This window comes from Paenibacillus mendelii (assembly GCF_024498075.1).
In the GTDB taxonomy this organism is placed as follows: domain Bacteria; phylum Bacillota; class Bacilli; order Paenibacillales; family Paenibacillaceae; genus Paenibacillus_Z; species Paenibacillus_Z mendelii.
In genome coordinates this window covers 229,680-245,982 of record NZ_JANHOF010000001.1, presented here as the reverse complement: position 1 = coordinate 245,982, position 16,303 = coordinate 229,680, and the positions used below count along the sequence as shown (strand labels likewise).

General features: G+C 43.9%; 12 protein-coding genes and 1 pseudogene. 12 read left to right on the top strand and 1 reads right to left on the bottom strand.

Annotated features, from left to right (window positions below; genetic code table 11):
- Window positions 1–84: 84 nt before the first annotated feature.
- The 3 genes from NNL21_RS01125 to NNL21_RS01115 all read left to right on the top strand — a co-directional run bounded on the left by NNL21_RS01125 (window position 85) and on the right by NNL21_RS01115 (window position 3,720).
- Entirely contained in the window at window positions 85–1,821 is a 1,737-nt protein-coding gene (locus tag NNL21_RS01125) for a glycoside hydrolase family 5 protein (protein ID WP_204815563.1), read from the top strand.
- Between the two features lie 286 nt (window positions 1,822–2,107).
- Entirely contained in the window at window positions 2,108–3,208 is a 1,101-nt protein-coding gene (locus NNL21_RS01120; protein ID WP_204815562.1) for a mandelate racemase/muconate lactonizing enzyme family protein, read from the top strand.
- A gap of 62 nt (window positions 3,209–3,270) precedes the next feature.
- Window positions 3,271–3,720 carry an NUDIX domain-containing protein gene (locus NNL21_RS01115; protein WP_204815561.1) on the top strand — a complete coding sequence of 150 codons (450 nt, stop codon included), beginning with the start codon at window positions 3,271–3,273 and terminating at the stop codon, window positions 3,718–3,720.
- Between the two features lie 74 nt (window positions 3,721–3,794).
- Here the strand turns inward: NNL21_RS01115 and NNL21_RS01110 are convergent, their stop codons facing one another.
- Window positions 3,795–4,748 carry a substrate-binding domain-containing protein gene (locus tag NNL21_RS01110; protein WP_204815560.1) on the bottom strand — a complete coding sequence of 318 codons (954 nt, stop codon included), beginning with the start codon at window positions 4,746–4,748 and terminating at the stop codon, window positions 3,795–3,797.
- Window positions 4,749–4,923: 175 nt separating this feature from the next.
- On the opposite strand from NNL21_RS01110, the gene modA reads away from it, so the two are divergent.
- The 9 genes and pseudogenes from modA to NNL21_RS01060 form a co-directional block, all read left to right on the top strand.
- Window positions 4,924–5,733 (top strand): molybdate ABC transporter substrate-binding protein, encoded by an 810-nt coding sequence (modA, locus tag NNL21_RS01105; protein WP_373567513.1) that lies wholly within the window; start codon window positions 4,924–4,926, stop codon window positions 5,731–5,733.
- A 694-nt stretch (window positions 5,734–6,427) separates the two neighbouring features.
- Window positions 6,428–7,165 (top strand): alpha/beta fold hydrolase, encoded by a 738-nt coding sequence (locus tag NNL21_RS01100; protein WP_204815559.1) that lies wholly within the window; start codon window positions 6,428–6,430, stop codon window positions 7,163–7,165.
- Between the two features lie 429 nt (window positions 7,166–7,594).
- Window positions 7,595–8,080 (top strand): hypothetical protein, encoded by a 486-nt coding sequence (locus NNL21_RS01095; RefSeq protein ID WP_204815558.1) that lies wholly within the window; start codon window positions 7,595–7,597, stop codon window positions 8,078–8,080.
- 785 nt (window positions 8,081–8,865) lie between these two features.
- Window positions 8,866–9,408 (top strand): GNAT family N-acetyltransferase, encoded by a 543-nt coding sequence (locus NNL21_RS01090; protein ID WP_204815557.1) that lies wholly within the window; start codon window positions 8,866–8,868, stop codon window positions 9,406–9,408.
- A 291-nt stretch (window positions 9,409–9,699) separates the two neighbouring features.
- Window positions 9,700–10,143 (top strand): hypothetical protein, encoded by a 444-nt coding sequence (locus NNL21_RS01085; RefSeq protein WP_204815556.1) that lies wholly within the window; start codon window positions 9,700–9,702, stop codon window positions 10,141–10,143.
- A gap of 1,639 nt (window positions 10,144–11,782) precedes the next feature.
- Window positions 11,783–12,871, top strand: a complete 1,089-nt coding sequence (locus NNL21_RS01075) for a GerAB/ArcD/ProY family transporter (protein ID WP_204815555.1) — start codon at window positions 11,783–11,785, stop codon at window positions 12,869–12,871.
- Window positions 12,868–14,424, top strand: a complete 1,557-nt coding sequence (locus tag NNL21_RS01070; protein WP_204815554.1) for a spore germination protein — start codon at window positions 12,868–12,870, stop codon at window positions 14,422–14,424. Before NNL21_RS01075 ends, NNL21_RS01070 begins: the two co-directional genes overlap by 4 nt.
- The gene (locus NNL21_RS01065; protein WP_204815553.1) at window positions 14,425–15,630 is read left to right on the top strand and encodes a Ger(x)C family spore germination protein; all 1,206 of its coding nucleotides are present in this window, start codon (window positions 14,425–14,427) and stop codon (window positions 15,628–15,630) included.
- 145 nt (window positions 15,631–15,775) lie between these two features.
- A pseudogene (locus tag NNL21_RS01060) lies at window positions 15,776–16,135 on the top strand (transposase); the annotation flags it as partial.
- Between the last annotated feature and the right edge of the window lie 168 nt (window positions 16,136–16,303).

Below are 16,303 nucleotides of genomic sequence, written 5' to 3'. Positions count from 1 at the left end.
TCATATCGCACACCGAGATTGAGGAGGTGATAGAGGGAGTTGGTTTTTCAGAAGAAATGAATCATAGAGGAGAGATTAAAATTCATGAAGAAGAAAACAAGTATGCTGCTTATAGCTGCAATCGCGGCAACGGTTCTTTTCACGCAAGGGGAGACTGAAGCAAGGAAAGCGCAGATACCGCCAAGACCTGACGGTCCTGTACAAAATATGGACGTTCCTTTCCCCATTGGAGTGTTCTGGATTCAACGAGCCGATGAGATCACCGATGCCAGCATGGAAGATATCAAGAATATGAATGTTAATTTTCTCGTCCCTCATAATGGAACCAACAGCTTTGCAACGCATGATCGAGTGATGGACTTCGCGGAGGCTCACGATTTGAAGGTCATGATGTTCGATGAAAGGTTCAATTATCAATTTACAAATAATAGCAATCCCCTATCCGAGGAGGTACTTGCCGCTCCTCAAGATATCGTAAACCATTACAAAGGCAGGCCAGGGTTGCTCGGCTACAATATTATTGACGAACCAACCGGTTACGAGTCGATCGATAATGTCGCCCAGGTACAGGAGTTATTCAGGACTTATGATCCAGAGCATATGACCTTCGTCAACCTTACCGGTTATTGGGATAATTATAATCATACCGGTTATACGAAAGAAATTTCGGGAGACTATGCGAGGCCGGATTCCCTGCTTGGTCAAACCTTCCGAACGCAGCCAGATGAGAAGCAGATAACATCCATTCAAATATGGCTTGATTTCAATCAGTTCAAGGATGACGAGCGGTTAACGATGAATATCTGGGATTCTTCCGGGAAGAAGAAGCTGATCGATAGCAGCACGATCACCGCAGAAGCTGCTAAAGTATTCACAACGTTCAATTTCGATGCGAAGGTCAAAGGGAATACGGATTATTATTGGGAAATCGTTCATGAAGGCGGGGGAGACAGCTCTGTCGGTTGGATCGTAAGATCGAAGGATGGCGAGAATTGGTACCCGCAGGGGACAGGCTCTGTGAATGGGACTCCCTTCAATGGTGACTTCTTCTTCTTCGTTAATTCATCCTTCTATGAGAACTATGTGTCTCAATGGGCAAGTAAAAACCCGGATATGCTAAGCTTCGACACGTATCCGTTTAGCATTAACGGCGGTATTGAACAACACACGTACAGAACCTTGGAAATTGTAAGGCGTCAAGCATTGAAGCATAATCTAGACCTATGGTCGTACATGCAATCGGTAGGAATTGATGCGCTGCGTGAGCCGGATGAGGGTGAGATGAGGTACAATCTATATACGCATCTGGCATATGGCGTCAAGGGTATTATCTACTTCACCTATGGTACACCGCCTATTCCAGGATTCCATGACGGTCTGCTCAACTCCAATAACGAGATTACGGACAAATATTACTATGCCCAGCAGAATAACGCGGATCTGCTGCAGCTCGGTGAAACGTTGACACAATTGACTTCTCTAGCGGTCTATCACACGGGCAGCACGATCCCGGAAGCTACGAATCGTCTTCCCGCCAAGTCGGCCGTTCAACCTGCGGACAACAACGAGCCCTATATCATCTCTTATTTCGAGCATCAGAACGGCGATCCCTATGTGATGATCGTGAACCGGGATTATGATAATGCCAGTGAAGGTACCTTTACATTCAAGCATAAGCCGAAGTGGATCCAAGAAATCTCGAAGGAAAACGGTGAAGCAGTCGATACGGACTATGTGAGGAATACCGGGACATTGACGCTTTCCTTTAAAGAAGGCGAAGGTATCCTTCTGAAGCTACCTGCAGGATATAATCTAGATTAATTCTGAATCATTAGCATTCACATCGAACGGCCAGCAGCTATTGCTAGGCCGTCTTTGTGCGGCTTGGATCCTATGCGAATCATTCCGTGCTGTGAATTGGGATTATCCAATCCAATGCTTCTATATTTCCTATCAAGGAAACGAATGTCAATAAAGTTGTTGAACTAGAGTTCCAAAGGTGCTATTATCAAGCTGAAAAATGTAAGCGAATACAACAAGATGTATACAAACATAGAGAAAGAGCTTAAATCATAATTTTTCGATATTGAAGGGATGGTTGCAGAGAATGAAAATAACATCGATTGAATCGTTTACAGTCAAGCTAGCGGATACGATGCCGGATGATCATCGCATTACGAGGCTCGGGATTACCCGCATCCGTACAGACGAAGGCATTACGGGCTATGGATTTCAAGGAACCGATGAAGCAACGCTCGCGAATCGGGTCAGACCGATACTTATCGGTGCAAACCCGTTGGACATCGAACAGCATTGGCACACGGAAGCGCTGTACCGGGTCGCCGGTGTTGAGCATGCGCTGTGGGATATTGCCGGCAAAGCAGCTGGTATGCCGGTCAGAACACTGCTAGGCAGTACACGAGAACGTATTCCGTATTATCTGACTTGCGTCTGGGCAGGCGCGGTGGACCAATCTCATGTCAGCATTAAGGATCAAGCCGATCAGCTCGTCAGATATTATGAAATGGGACATAACCGTTTCAAGATCCGCGGCTGGCGCCCTGATCCGCTGGATGATGTGAGAGTATTGGCTGAGGTGAAGAATCAATTAGGCGATGTTGAAGGCCTTGAGCTTATGATTGACCGCACTGCGCATCATCCCGGCTGGTTCTGGACGTACGAGCAGGGACTGCAGGTTGCTCGTGCCATGGAGTCTATCGGCGCTACCTGGTTGGAAGAGCCATTCGCAAGAGAAGATATCGAATCGTACCGCAGACTTCGGGAGGAAGTAGACATTCCGATTACAGGCGGCGAATTCGGTTATGAGATGCATCACTTCAAAGAATATCTGGCAGCGGGCGCTGTGGATATCATTCAGCCGGACGGCGCACACAGCGGCGGGATCATGACTTGCCGCAAGGTCGGAACGATCGCAGAAGCGTTCGATGTCTCGTGTATCCTGCATGGCACGATGGGGCCGCACTTGGCTGCATCCTTGCAAGCAGCAGGAGCAATAGCGAGCTGCCGTGTTATGGAAGTATGTATCGTTCGCCCGCCGTTCACGCCGCAGGAGATGTGGGAGCCGGTTCATCGGATCTTGAAGACGGATTCCCTATTCACCTTGAAGGATGGTTACATCGAGCTGCCGAAAGGTCCTGGTCTTGGTGTCGATATTGATGAAGAAGCATTAGAAGCACACCGAATTTAACAACGAAAGCCCCATTCCGAAGAAGAGGAATGGGGCGATTTTGCGTTGATTAGGAGGTAACCATGAGCAAGCCTTTATTGCGGGCAGAGGGTATTATTATGGATGAGAATAATAAGGTACTCGTGCAATGTGATTCGGAAGAGTCGTTCTACCGTTTCCCAGGGGGCACAGTGGAGTTCAGGGAAACCGCTGCTCATGCGATTGCGAGAGAACTCATGGAGGAATTTGATTTAGGTGTAGAGGTAGGCAAGCTTGCAGCCGTGTCAGAGAGCATCCTTGAATACGATGGCATACAGCGGCATGATTGTACGTTAATTCACTGGTGCAAGCTAGTTGATGAATGGTGCGAGAAAGACGCCATCTGGCATAATGAGCATCCTGATATTAAGCTGGTATGGCGGACATTCGAACAATTGGAGGCCCGGCCGGTATATCCGGAAGGCATGGTTGATTTCTTGATGGAATGCGATAGGAGTCGAACGGAACATCGGGTACTCATTAAATCGTACTGAATGGATAAGTCGCCTAATGGCGGCTTTTTTCTATGAGATCAGGGTGCAGGACAGCATAATGAACGGTCACCAGGTTAATTCTCAAACAAAATTTGACCTGTTAGAGAAAGGTCGTACCCTGCCATTGCACGCAGCTCTTGCTGGAATTCATCGGAGTTCAGGATAAGCAGGAGCTCATTAATCCATGCAAGGTTCTCTGCTTTCTTGATCATGACTAGATCATAGCGTTCATTAATTAAGGGAATAAATTCGATCGTATTCACGATGGATGCTGTTTTCTCAATACCTACACCAACATCGGCTTCCCCTAAGGCGACTTTGGCTGCAACGGTCAAATGATTGGTCTGTATATGTTCATAGCCGGATAGCTGAGCGGGTTTGATTCCGTGAAGGCGAAGCTGCTCATCGAGCAAAACTCGAGCGCCGGAACCTTTCTCGCGATTGACGAAACGTAAGCCTGGGCGGCTTAAGTCCGACCAGTCCTTCACATGATGAGGATTGCCCTGTGCAACATACAAGCCGGCTCGCCTTGACAGCAGATTAACGACGATATAGGAGGAGCCAACCAACAGCTTGCGGATGTAAGGGAGATTGTACTCACCTGTATCGCCATCCAGCAGATGCGTACTAACTATATCGGACTCGCCATTATACATACTAATCAGGCTGTCCAGACTACTGGCGTGGGAGCGCAGCGGGCGCAAACCCATTGTTCGGTTCTCGAGATGTTTGGCTAATATATCGAGACTCATATCCTGCCCGGTAATGACAAGGGATCGAATGCCGTGGCTGAGCATGGACATGGAAGATGAAGATTGAACCTGTAGTTCTGGTTGAACATTCGGAACTTGTGCCGATCCTTTATTTCTAAGCTTATAGGCCTGAAGATCGGAGGCATCGACACGCATCTGTTTTCCAACACGATAGGAGGGCAACAGCCCTTTTTTGATCAGGTCGTAAACCGTTAGCTTTGAAATCTTCAATAGCTTGGATATTTCTTCGGCTGTATAAGATATTTCCTCTGACATCAGTCAACCACCTCATAGAAGGATGAACCCAAATAAACTAGTAGTATTGTATCACAATTCAAGCCGGTGGATGCTACCCTTAACCGTATTTGCGGTTTACAATCCCTATGAGATACAAATATAATTGATCTAGATATGTCTAAACAATACATAATATTAGTGTGGAGGGTTTGAGGTGTTAAGATTAGTTAAAAGTAGTATGTTATTATCGGTGATTGTAATGATGACCTTCCTATTAGGCGCATGTGGAACGAATAATGCTTCTCTTAAGGACAACACTTCAGAAGATACAGTGGAGCTGACGGTATCAGCGGCGGCAAGTCTGACGGATGCTTTGAAAGAGATTCAGACGCTGTACGAAAAGGAGCATAGCAGCATCAAGCTGGTCTTTAATTTAGGAGCCTCCGGAGCGCTGCAGCAGCAAATCGAGCAAGGCGCTCCAGCGGATCTGTTCTTGTCCGCAGCTACCAAGAATATGAAGGCGTTGGTCGATAAACAGCTGATCGATTCGGACAAGCACCAAAACATATTGAAGAATGAGCTCGTTGCCGTGGTTCCATTAGACGCACAATTGAACATCACCAGTGAGCAGGACCTGCAGCAGGATGGATTGAACAAAATCGCAATCGGTATTCCAGAGAGCGTGCCTGCTGGCAGCTATGCCAAAGAAGCCTTAACGAGTGCTAATTTATGGGATGGCTTGCAGAGCAAAATCGTACAAGCCAAGGATGTTCGACAAGTTCTCCAATACGTTGAAACAGGTAACGTGGATGTGGGCTTTGTCTATAAGACGGATGCTTTAACCTCATCGAAAGTAAAGGTGGCGTTCAAAGTTGATCCAAAAAGCTATTCGCCCGTGAATTATCCCATTGGTATCGTGAAGGCAACCAAGCATGCCCAAGAGGCAGAAGACTTCTACGCTTATCTGCAGACCGATGAAGCATTGGATGTATTCATCAAGTACGGGTTTTCCATTTCACAATGATTGATCAATGGGTCATGGACAATCAGCTAAAACCATATCAAGAATCGACCTAAATAATGGAAGATTAATTCCGAAAGCACCGGAGGTTAGCAAGTCTTATACAGACTTGTTAGCCTCTTTTCGTATGTTCAATTACTGGATATTTGAGGTATAATCTGGAAGGTGGGTTTGCAATGGATATTGCTATTTGGCAACTGAATGATCAACAAGTAGCCGTAAAAACAAATGGATTCGACAAAATCATTTGCTAAAAGATGGCACTGATCTTCGCTATATACAAGAGCTGCTTGGACACCGGAGCAGTGAAATACACACCTGTTCGTGTCAGAGATATTCGTCGTATCCAAAACCCCTTTGACCGGGCAATGAATGAGGAGAACTAGTCACGCTGCCGGTAGAAGAGACTAGGCCAAGTTAGAAAAGTAGAATTCACCAACACCACTCGTTTTTGCTGCAATGGCGAACTACACAGATCTTCAATCGAATGTCCTGCATGCGAAGTTCGCAAATAAGATCGTGAGTCTATCATATTTACGTTTCGAGCCATTCGGCACACGGTCCGGACAGGACTACTGAAAGTAACATATCAGCCGGACAACCTCTGCGAGCTTAAGTGTGACGACCCGTTTGCTGCCGCTCACTTAAGGCTCTCGGTTATCCGAAAGACTCTTTAACTGATAAAGGAGATTTAAACATGCCGTTCATATCAGCAACAACTAATAATAATGGAATTCAAATTCATTATTACGATTCAATAAATTACGCAGATCATAATTTAACTCCGTTATTAATTTGTCCTGGACTATCGGAAACTGCAGAAGAGTATTATGACTTATTAGAATTTATCTTTCCAAGAAGGGGAATAGCGTTGTCATTTCGAGGAAGAGGTAGAAGTGAGACACCCCAAACGGGATACAATCTAGAAGAGCATGTATCAGATATTGAAGCTGTTGTGGAAGCAACAGGAATTAATGAATTTCATTTACTTGGCATATCACGAGGCGTTTCATATGCGTTGGGATATGCACGAAAGAACGAAAACAAAATTAAATCATTACTAATAAATGATTATCCTGCAGAGCATAGACAAATGCCACATAACTGGCCAGATGAATATATCCATGATTACTTAATTCCATTTCATCGGACAGACCATATTCGGCCAGAAGTAGTTCAGTCTATTCAACGAGAGTCACAACAAACTGATTTGGCGTATAAATCAAACTATCCAGTCCTTGTACTTAGAGGAGGATTAGAAGGATCATTATTAAATGAAACAGACCTGATCAAGTATAGGAATATGTATTCAAATTTACGAGTAAAGAAATTTGATTATTCAGAACATAATATTATAACCACAGAGAGAGAATTACTATATAACAGTATAACTGATTTTTTGAGTAGCTCTGAGAAGAGAGAATCTATCGGATAACACCGTCTTCACGCAGCGGGCATACGCCCTTGGTCCTGCGGGACAACCACTGCGAGCCTAAGTCTGACGACCCGTTCCCTACGTTCACTTAAGGCTCTCGGGTTCGTGAACACAAGAACGTTAGGCGAAATCTCACAAAGAGGTAAAACTTATGAATACAATTGAATTCAGAAAACTTCTCAAAGAGCATTTTAAACCTAGATTATCTGAACTAGGGTTTAAGGGTTTGCAAGCTACTTCGAGAAGTGTGAGACTTCGCCTAACACCATATTCACTCATCGGGCCATTCGCCTCTTGATCCGAACCGGAGTTAGAAGTGGATTCGGAGAGGCAATTGGCAGTAGCAGGGAAGCGTAATCAGGCGGACACATCACTCCACCTAACCGCATCGCGGCAGGGGACTTCGTCTCATTAAAGTGGTGGGACATCATGAATACAAGAACGTTATACGAAAGGACGAAACAAATGATATTTAATAAGCCAATAGGCCAATATGATTTTATTCTTCAATCAAAAGATAGAAAATCAAATATCATTTTTACTTTCATGGAACTCGAGTTGAAGCATCTTTCATCAATAAACTATCTTGTGAACATAAACGATCATAAGTTCTCAGGTGAGGTAAGTGTCTGGATAGAAAAAGAAATGTTCAGTGATTTTATTGAAGATCTTATAGATGCCAACAATAAGAGAACAGGAAGCATTAATCTAAGATCAATGTCTTCAGAAGAAATGGAAATTAATTTTATTAGTCAAAGATTTGGGCGTTATGAGATTGCTTATTCAATCAAGAGAACTGGTTATTCAGAGAATACAATTATTCAAACATTATTAAAGGGATCCTTCGAATATGATATTGAATTTTTTAATCCACTAGAAGAGAAATTAAAAGAAATAAATAAAATTTTGATATAAGAATTTGTAAGTAGCTCAAGGTCCCTTCGTATAACACCACATTCTCGCTGTGCGGCGTTCGCCGCTTGGTCTGCAGGAGTGGTTTCGAGGGAGTAATGTCAGCAGACAAACCTTGCACTGGCTAAGTCCGTCGGCCCGGTTCCCGTTGGTCGCCTTAAACCAGTGGGGGTTTGTGAATACAAGAACGTTATCCGAAACCTTCGAGAGCGCGTTAAAAACCATCAGAACCATCAAAACCATCGTTAAAACACAGAATAAAATAGACACGGCAGCAGACGAGCGAAGGAGTAAGTTCCTTCGACACCGCGGCGCTTATTTGTTTTGATGGAACATTACTAATGCGAACAACATATGAGTGGGATATACTACCAATAAAGACAAATGAAGAAATGAATTTGAGGGGCACATAAAGAAAAGGGAATCTAGAAAAACGGATGATCTTGGTTTTAAGAATAATCAATCATAAAAGAAATTAGAAAGAAATTAGTAAAGAAGTTTAAAAACGGAAGATATACATAAAGAAAAATTGAGAGCGATTATATAGGTAACTCAAGGGGGCGAAGGCATCGGATAACAACATATTAATGCATCGGGGCATTCACCCCTCATTACAGCCCGGAGTGATTGGCAGGGGGGCGAAAGAAGCCATACACATCTGATAATCTCGCTTTACGAACCGGTGAAGAGGACGGCTGCACCGATTCTGCCCCTAATTCTTTCGACGTCGGATACATAAGAACGTTATAAGAAATCCCCGTAATTAAGAAAAGGATTGGTGCAGATTTATGATACGAAAAGCGGAATTAAAAGATTTAGAATTTTTGATCAAGACTGATTTAAAGGATGAAGGAATAACCATTACATCAGAAACCCTTAAGATACATGGGGAATTAGAAGAACATCGAAAGAAAATCTTAAACTTTGTAACAGATGAAAACTACGGAGCATTTATATTTGAAAAATCAAGTAATGACATATTGGGATTGATTATGTATTCAATTGAGAACAGAGATGTGGAATATCCATGGAAAAACATATATAAACAGATAGATCGAAGTTTGTTTCAAGAGAATGGTTTATTTGTCGCTATATTTCAACTATGGGTAGATCCAAATCATCGGCGAAGAGGAATTGCAACAAGATTAAAACAAGAAGTAGAAGAAGAAGCAGAACGAAGAGGGATCAACCTCATATATACACATACAGAAGAGAAGAATTTACATGTGGTAGAATTAAACAAAAAGCTTGGTTATGAGGAAGTAAGGCGTGGAGAAATATGGGACGATATTATCAGGGTGAGTTTAATAAAACAGTTGGATAGACTTTAATTTGATAGAAGCCCAGTGAAGGCGGGGACATTCACGCTGCGGCTCCTGAAGGAGCCATGATCTGCCCGAGGCATTTTGGGAAGCGATTACCAGCAGTCGACCCTGCGAACCTAACCGCACACAGTATCTGATAACACCATATTCACTCATTGGGGCATTCGCCCCTTGGTCCGGACCGGAGTTAGAAGTGGATTCGGAGAGGCAATTGGCAGTAGCAGGGAATCAGCCGGACATATCCACACCACCTAACCGAATCGCGGCCGCCCTTCGGGCTTAAGGTGGTGGGACGTCGTGAATACAATAACGTTATACGAAATCCTTAATAAGCCAATAGAAAAAAATAAAGGAGTACTCATGAAAAATATTGTCCTCAATTTATTTATTATTTTATTATTTCTTTTTTCTACTGGGTGCAATAACTCAAACACCACAATTGATGATGCAGGTGATGCATTAGTTTATGCTGAAAAAGTGATGAGGGACAAAGATATAATAACAGCAAGTAGTTATCAACCAAATGAATATGCCAAATTTAGAATCATGGCAGGCAATAATATATCAAAAGAAAAGGCAAAGCAATTAGTAGAGGAATTTATCCAATCTTTTGAAAACCAATTAACTGATAAAGAAAAATTCTATAAGACCCACGAAATTATATTTGATATTAAATCAAGCGAAGAAGGAAAAATACTATATAGAGGGAAGAAAGATAAAGAAATTTGGTGGCAATTCTAGAAGACAAGGACTTCGTATAACACCATATTATACGCGGTATTTTTAACCTCTCAAAAACACCTCAAAACTTGTCCCATAAGGGGCTTCACGGATTCCTCACTTCGCTTTTGTCGTGTTGTCCGCGCATTACTTTGATTTTGTCAGCCGAGATATACGAGCCAGACGCATAAAAGATATGCGCGGAAAAGATATACGCAGCTGATGGTTCGAGCATAACTCGCGTCAAATCAACAGTCAAGACCTCATTGACGAACAGGTGCGTGAAACCATAATGGACTGTATCTTCCTGTAATAACCCGGACAATAATATGCCATTGGTTTCACGTCTATAAAAGTCACTCGGCGTAAAACGCAGACTTCGTCATGCCCTCAAAGGGGTACATATGATATTCATTCGAGACAAGCTTACCTATGGAGAAGTGGCGCAAAGGTTTGAAAGGGATGGCTACACACTAATTTCCACGGAGTATAGAAATGCGAAGAGCAATTTGATAGTGTTATGTCCACTCGACCATGAATGGACGACTAATATGAGCAATTTTGATTTTGGACGAAGGTGTAGTATTTGTTCTAGAAAAAAGAAATACGCCTTGGAGGAAGTGAAAAGTATTTTTGATAAGGAAGGTTACCTGAAATATAATAAGATTTCTGATTATTGTCACAATTATTCAGAACCTATATATCACCAAAAACGGTTATGGCGGTCGGAGATGAAAAATTATCTATTCAAGGCATGCGGAAGCTGATGATGGATAACGACATGTCTTTTATGTTATCTCTGAAAAGAACGAGACAGTGACAATAATCAGAATCCTTTATGGTAAACGGGATTGGTTCATTTGCCTGGTTTGCTAATTGTCCCACACAGTTCACCTCGCACATGCGGAGAGTGTTGTGTTGATGACACGTGTAACGATTCAAAAGTTGCCATTATATCAAGCGACAGCGTAGTTATAATAACGTAAATGACGCATTAGATTTAATGGTAAACGTCTGATATAACGGTTGTGAGAAAATGCTGGTGAGAAAAGAATCGTCGGTGAATTTGAATCCTATAACAGAAAAAGTCTGAACGACTTAATTTACGAATGCAACAAAGGGTAAAAAGTATTTTTCAAGAAGAAGCCGAAGCGCTAGATGCACTTCATGGCATAGATTCGTAAAAGTGAGCGGTATCAGCACAGCATTGTTTTCAACACATGTGGAGGGGTATACTTACCCCTTTTTTTGGAAATAATGTCTGATGATCTCCGTCTATGGTAAGAAGACTTTCATGCATAAATAAACAGGGCACCATCGGTATACTCCCTTCTTTTTTCAATGATGATGATAGCCGTAGGATTAATGAACCACGTTTTTGTGACTGCTTCATGAGGCCAAAAGGGACGCATTGCTCCGTGTAGTGGTGTCGATCCTGCCCTACTTCGTATGGGTTTCCAATTTCTATTCCATTATGAAACGAATGAATCAACAGCCGCTCAATGCGAAGTATGTCAAAGGGGAGTCTTAAGATGAAATCGGAGGGGTTTCGGTTTTGAATCGCTTTGACGACATGACTTGTCGTTTGTAATGACAGGTGTACTGTTCTTCTCTATTGCTCGCCATCTCTTTTAATGCAGTTTTCGAAGGAGTTCTTTTAATGAGTAAGCACGAAACGATCAGCGTCCTTCAAGCTTCCATGATCATGATCACAGCCGCAGGAATTCTAGACCATGTCATTGTCATTCCTATGCTGCTTCAATCTTCAGGGAGGGATGCATGGGTTTCCGTATTGCTCGCGGCGATCTTGCTGCTGGGTTGGATTCCACTCGTTTTTTTCGTTATGAAACGAAGCGGGCAACAACATCTTTTCATTTGGTTAAAACATCGTTTGGGTCAAGTAGTTGCTTGGTTCATTATCCTGATCATCCTTTTTGAACTGTTTATGATGTGCACGATGACCATCAGGGATGTCTCCTCCTGGACCAACATTACATTCCTCCCAATGACGCCGAATTTGGTTCTCGTTTCCTCTCTCGCGCTGGTTTCTTTTTATGTTGTAAATTCCGGCATACGTTCCATTGCGATCGTGAATGGGATCCTGCTTCCCTTCGTTGTACTGCTCGGATTCTTTGTGGCGATTTTTAATTTTCCCCATAAAGATTATTCCTTGCTATTTCCCCTTTTCGAACAGGGATACGAACCTGTTTGGAAAGGAATGGTGTATGCAGGGTCGGGGTTTGCGGGAATGCTTTATTTTGTATACATGCAGCACCGGCTCCGGTCAAAAATGAGGTTGCTTCCTCTTCTTATCACGGGAATCATCTTGGTGGAATTAACATTGAGTCCTCTGACGGGAGCGATTGCGATATTCGGACCGCATGAAGCTGCCCGATTGCGCTTTCCGGCATACGAAGAATGGAGGATGGTCACCTTTGGACATTTCCTTGAACACGCCGATTTTTTGTCCATTTATCAGTGGCTGGTCGGTTCCTTCACGCGAATTTCAATCGGGATGTTCTTGATCCCGGATCTTTTGAATATGCCGAAGAGTAAAAAACGGACTGGACTATTGATCGTATTATTTGCGCTTATGGTTGCGGCATCTCAAATCCCAATCAGCGATAAAACGTTCATGAACTTCTTATCGACGGTGTACCTTCCATATACACTGTTCTTCGTATTAATTTTATCCGCATTGTTTGCTGCGGTGGCATGGATACATAAAAAAAGGAAGGTGGAGTCATGAAATCTTGGCAGCCTGTCACCAAGTTTTTCACAAAGAAACGACATGCTCAAAACCATCAGGAACCGTCTGCCGCTGCGGGAGCCCGATGTGTTGTCTCTTCTTTGGATAAAAATGAAGAGTGGGCAAAGGAAACGTTCGGGGATTGTCAGGATGTCAAAATTCAAAAAATGGGATTTCACGAAGGACAAGACGTGTCTGCCTTGCTGGTCTATTGCGAAGGATTATCTGATACGAAACTAATTAATGAAACGATCATTCCAAGCCTGCGCAAATGTTTGGACGAAATTCGTCTCCAGCCGTTAAACGAGGATGTGCTCATTTCCGGATGGCCGATATCTACTCTAAAAAGGGAGGAGATGCTGGATAACCTTGTGACAAAAGTGTTCAACGGGCAATTGATTTTGTTTTTTGAAGGCCTGGCATCCGCCCACATGATTGATATTGCAAACTCTCCTGCACGAAAACCCGAAGATGCCAATACGGACGTTTCGATTCGCGGACCGCGGGACGGGTTTGTCGAGGACCTTACCGTCAACGTTGCGCTGGTTCGGAAAAGATTGCGGACCAATTCCCTTTCCTACGAACAATATATACTCGGAGAGCGAAGCCAGACCAAGGCAGGACTCCTTTACATTAAAGATGTCATCCGACCGGAAGTGGTGGAGGAAGTCAAAAACCGGCTGTCTGAAATCGACATTGATGCGGTTTATAGCAGCAGTGAACTGGAGGAATTGTTGGCGGAATCGAAATTCACCCTGTTTCCGCTCTTCGATTATACAGGCCGGCCAGATTTCGTTGTTTCCACCTTGTTGCGCGGTCGCTTTGCCATTATTCTGGACGGCGTGCCGACGGCGATTATCGCTCCGGCCAATCTGACGCTGATTTTTAAGTCCGCGGAGGATGTTCATAATTCCTATTCGCTTGTGGCATTCGGCAGACTATTAAGGCTGTTGGGCTTGTGTATCGCCTTGTTTTTACCCGGTTTTTATGTCGGAATCGGCATGTATCATCAAGATCAAATTCCTTTAACATTGCTGGCAACGCTCGTCATGTCCAGAAAAGGAGTACCGCTTCCCGGTCCGTTGGAAGCCCTGCTCATGCTGCTTATGTTCGAACTTTTTCGGGAAGCGGGCGCACGTCTTCCGAGCGCTATCGGTCAAACGCTTACGGTAGTAGGGGGCTTGATCATCGGGGACGCAGCCATTCGCGCGGGGTTTACGAGTCCCATGTTATTGGTTGTGATAGCGACATCCGCTGTGGCCACATTTACCCTTGTAAATCAGTCATTGATTGGAGCCGTGAGTATTCTGAGGATCGGGATCCTCATCGTCAGTTCTTTCCTGGGGATATTCGGTTTTCTCCTCTCCGTATTTGTGGTTTTGATCAGCCTCGCCAATTTGCGTTCTTTCGGAATCCCTTATCTGGCCCCGATTTCACCTTTAATTTTACGTGACCTCGTTCAGGCGCTGTTTCGCGTTCCCGCTACCTATTTGAAAAAGCGTCCAAAGATGTTGAATACGCAGGATTCAACAAGGAAGAGGAGCGGCAAATAAATGAAAAGTCGCTATTGGAAGATGGCATTGTACGTTTTTTTGTTGTGTCCCCTGCTAACGGGTTGTTGGAATATGAGGGAATTGGATCATATGTTTTATGCACATGCCGTGGGAATTGATTATAAAGATGGACAGTATCAGCTCGACGTGCAAATTTTGGATTTTTCCACGTTAGGCATGCAGGAAGGCGGTGGGGGCAAAAGTGAACCCGAGACGGGAGCGTGGGTAGGGAAAGGGCACGGAAATTCGATCCAATCCGCTCTCCATAATTTATATGCTACTTCACAAAGGAGAATCTATTGGGGCCATCTTAACACAGTCATCATAAGTGAATCGGTATTAAAACTTGGCATTCACGAAGTAATAGACATTCTAACCCGCTATAGCGAATTTCGATATACGCTATGGGTATTCGGAACCCGGGCGTCAGTGGAAGAGGTACTGCTCGCTTCGCCCATACTGGAGTCCTCACCTGTCTATTCGCAACTAGGCGATCCGAATGACGTATACAACCAAAGCTCTTTTATACAGCCTATACGGTTAAACCGGCTGATTGTCGAAATGAGAGAACCGGGTAAAACCCCACTTCTTCCCTTGATTACGTTATCCAAGGGATATTGGCTTGACAAGAAGCAAAAGTACAGCGCTCTCGAAATCGAAGGGATTGGTATGATCAAAGACGGGAAGTGGAACGGCTGGCTGTCCAAGGAAAAGGTTACGGGGAGTCGTTGGTTGGAAAGAAGCACAGCCCGCACCCCGCTCGTTATTGATTCGGAAAAAAAGCATCCTGTTGCCAGCGTTGTATTTGAACATCCAAAACCACGAATTAATCCGGAAATTCGCAAAGGCAAGGTGTATTTTAACATTAAAGTAACTGTAAAAGGCAGCATTGGTGAAATGGGAAGAGAGGCTTCCGAGTCGTTTATAACGAGCCGCTCGGAAAAACTGATCGAAGAAGAGATCAGGCGAACCTTTATGGAAGGGCTCAAGCAAAAGACCGATATTCTGAATCTATTGGACTCCCTATATCGAAAAAACCTGCAGGAATGGCGCAATATCACACGATCCAGGGAGTTCCCTCTTGACGCGGAATCGCTTAAAAGCATCGATGTTAAAGTTCGTATTACGAATAGCGGCAGGACGGTGGAACCCTTCCCTGACAACGCGAACCAGCATGGGGACGGAATGGAAATTGAAATCGAGTAACCACCTCGAATCGGTTTATACTGTGAAATTCAAATTAAGTCACTTCCGTGAGGAATACTGAGGAAAGTCTGGAGGACAATGGTTGACAAAAGGTAAAGCATCACCTATTATAATAATACCCATACAGGTATATGTATGATACTCAACCGAAGAAGCCGCCCTCGCAGAGCTCGATCGCTTCGAAGAAATCTGGGGCACGAAATATCCCCTCATCGTTCGTTCCTGGCGCAATAATTGGGACGAGCTGGCGACCTTCTTTAAGTACCCGCCTGAGATCCGTAAGCTCATCTACACAACGAACATCATTGAGAGCTATCATCGCCAGCTGCGTAAAGTGACGAAGGGCAAAAGTATATTTCCTTCCGATGAAGCCCTTCTTAAAATGCTCTATCTTTCCACGATGGACGTCATTCGCAAATGGACAGGCCGTGTCCAAAACTGGGGTCAGATGCTCCTCCAACTCTCCGTTTTCTTCCCAGATCGGGTTGGACAGCATCTACGTTAAGATGGATTTCCCCCTCGGGGGAATCCTTGAAAAAGAGTTTACACAAAATTATTGACAGACCCTCGAACGATGCTATTGATTAAAATATTCGAGGTGAGATTGTGAGCCTTATCTTGCGCTTATGTGTGTTAATCGCACTCGTACTTTCCATGACTTCGTGTAGTGGAC